The sequence below is a fragment of the Haloferax sp. s1 genome, assembly GCF_058382125.1.
This window is the reverse complement of record NZ_JBZRPK010000244.1, coordinates 1-2,311: the sequence shown is the minus strand read 5'-3', so window position 1 is coordinate 2,311 and position 2,311 is coordinate 1. Positions and strand designations below refer to the sequence as shown.

The following is a 2,311-nucleotide window of genomic DNA, read 5'->3' as shown; positions in this document are numbered from 1 at the left end:
TCCGTGCGGAGACCGCAGAACACGCGGCGATGGTCATGGTGCTCCTGTGCACCGAAAGGGGCACAAAGCGGGATTACGCCGTCAGCCACCGCGCCCCCTTTGAAAGCCACGTCGGCGCGGTGCTGAAGGATATCGCGGAGTTGGTTGGCGTCGTACGGTGGGAAGACGATTTCCTCCTCGCCGAGACTCGACTTGACTCGCGGGTCGAGAAAGTCGGTGAACTTCAGGTCGTTCGAGATACCCATGATAGAAATCCGCGAGTTGTCGAGTTCCGAGTTCATCCGTGAGAGATTATAGAGCGTGTCGTCGCCCGATTTTTCGACGAGTTTGTCGATTTCGTCGAGCATGATGACGACCACGCGCTCTTTGTAATCGACGGCGTCGAAGAACGTCGTATAGACACGGTCTGTCGGCCATCCCGTCATCGGAACGGTCTCCATCTCGTCGGCGTCGACGGCGAGTTCCTCCTCGCGCTCGTTTATCTCGGCGATGGAGTCATAGGGCGTATCGGCGAGCGCGTTCGGGTCTTCTGTCGCCCGCGTGCGCATCTCGTCGAGGCGGTCCTGTTCTGCCTCGATTCGTTCGATGTTCTTCTCGATGAATTTGTTCGCGAGTTGCGCGAGCACGCGATACTGTGTGTCCGTCACTTCGCAGTTGATATACTCGACTTCGCACGGAACGTCGTACTTCTGCGAGGTAGACTCCAGTTCCTGACTGACAAACTTCGCACTTGCCGTCTTCCCGGTCCCGGTCTTCCCGTAGATGAGAATATTCGATGGCGTCTCGCCGCGGAGCGCGGAGACGAGAATCGTCGCCATCTGGTTAATCTGGTCAGTTCGGTGGGGAAGTTCGTGCGGCGTGTACGACGGCCGAAGAACCTCCTTGTTCTCGAAGATGGGTTCACCAGCGAGAAGGTCGTCGAACAACCCTTTCGAACCGTCGTCGTCGTTTAAGACGACCTTGTCGAGTCCGACATCAGGGTCTTTGTGCTGGTCGAGGTCCTCGTCGGGAGTGTCGGCATCTGGGCCGATACTCGCTTGAATATCGATATCCTCGGCGGATACGTCATCCTCGGGAGCCACGCCACCGGACCCGGTGTCGATGTCGCGTTGAGGGTTACCCCCATCTTCCCGTCGATTGCCATCTCGTGGATTGTCGTCCTCGTCCATCGTGTATACCCCTTCGTTTCAAGTGGAATAGTCGCCAACGTCGGCCAGTACAGGGCGTGAAGCCGGTAATACTCGGCTTCTCCGCCTCGCACCGAAGAAGGCGATTCCAGATGATGCAAAGGAAACAAACGAATAGTTGGTACAAAAAGCTTACTTCTCCGACTCGCTCGACGCTCAATACCCAAAACTGGAGTGGACGGGACCGTTTCGACACGAGCGAGCGAAAATCATCGAATTCGGGTGTGTCGAGTTGAGTAGGATATAGTGGTCGAGAGATATTGGGGGTGAGTCGGTGAGGCAGAAAAAAGTCGAAGTTAGTAGAAGTAGAGTGAGTCGGAGGTCAGGCCCGTGGGAGTGACCACAGCGTGCCTATAGTAGCGTTTGTAAGTCATTGGAGACTCGATCGACCGGTGTGTGATTGGATGTGTCACCAGTTGCAAACGCTACTATAGTACAATGGGTCGAAGAGACCACCAAAAGAAAGCAGTATCAAACCGGACGTGGGTGCAGACACCACCCGGAAGTCGTTCGACCTGAAGCCGGGGGTGGTGGTTTGGGTATGTATCTGACACGAACGTAGGGTCCGTACGTGCATTCGATTTCAAGATGTGCGCGTCGACGAAAAACGAGAACTTGCAGTTGTATCGGGTGGCTGAGATCGACTTCTGGTCGAATCGAGTGAGATTCGAGTGGGGTGAAACGTTTATCTAGACTCGAATTAGGCCCGGACCCATGTCGAACTGAGCTCGAATTGGACCCGAAACGTGATAATACCGGTGGGCCGATGCGAAAAATCGGTTGGGGACACCCCTCTGTTTCGTGTGGAAACGGGTGAAACAGTAATCTGCAGAAATCGGCGGGTAGAATCAGTTTGGACGTCGATTAACCCCCTCGTTTCCTGTGCAATTAAATGGTGAATCTCCAGTTCGACGGGAAGCCCTTGGTTCTCGGATACCCCACACCCCTTTGTTTCGGGTGGAGACGCAAAAACGGGAGGGAGGGGGTCTCGGCGGTCTTTAGAACACGGTGGTTTTATTACTGATATCGTTGTACCGTATCCGTACTGGGGAAAATATGGTTATTATAGCGGTTGCAGAAGATAGAATTAACACCCGGCTGCCGTCTAGCGGTCACCCACCACC

The 2,311-nt window shown here is 54.8% G+C and carries 1 protein-coding gene; it reads right to left on the bottom strand.

Features of this window, described 5'->3' with window-relative positions:
- On the bottom strand, positions 1-1,169 hold a 1,169-nt coding region (locus QT222_RS02230), incomplete at its 3' end, for a Cdc6/Cdc18 family protein (protein WP_491476166.1).
- Positions 1,170-2,311 lie beyond the last annotated feature (1,142 nt).